Below are 623 nucleotides of genomic sequence, written 5' to 3'. Positions count from 1 at the left end.
CAGTTAACGCAGCGGAAGTATTCAAATCTGAAGAAGGTTCTGTAGATTTCTACGGTCAGCTACGTCCAACTCTTCTATTCCTAGACAGCACAGACCACACTGCAGAGCTAAACACTAGCTCTTCACGTATGGGTGTAAACGGTGTTTACGTTGTAAACGATAGCCTTAAAGTTCTAGGTGAAGTTGAAATCGGTGTTGCACTTGGTGACAACTACGGTGCAGGCGCAGATTCAAGCGAGCGTACAGATGACACTGTATTCGTTCGTCGTCACATCTTCGGTTTCGACATGGGCGATATGGGTACACTTCGTTTCGGTAAAGAAGGTACTTTCGCGGATGACGTTTACGGTGCTGATTACTCTTACTTCTTTGGTGGCTCTGCTCTTCTTTACGGACACGAGTGGAACAACGACTCTCAAATCAAATACTCTTTCGAAAACGATGCATTCTGGCTAAAAGCTGGTTACGCGCTAGGTGAGAAAGACAAGAACGAAGAAGTTCGCGAAGTATTCGTAGGTAAGTCTTTCGGTGAACTATCTGTTCACGCTGGTGTACTTTCTTCTGTAAATAAGATTGCAGTTAAGAATGTTGCGCACAACACTGAAAACCTATCTTTTGAAGTA

Annotated in this window: 1 protein-coding gene; it reads left to right on the top strand. The window is 44.1% G+C overall.

Going from position 1 to position 623, the window contains the following annotated elements; genetic code table 11:
- Positions 1-623: porin (locus R8N47_RS26265; RefSeq protein ID WP_318186238.1), on the top strand; the 623-nt coding region annotated here is incomplete at both ends.

The sequence above is a fragment of the Vibrio sp. 2132-1 genome, assembly GCF_033344315.1.
This window is presented reverse-complemented; position numbering and strand designations above follow the sequence as displayed.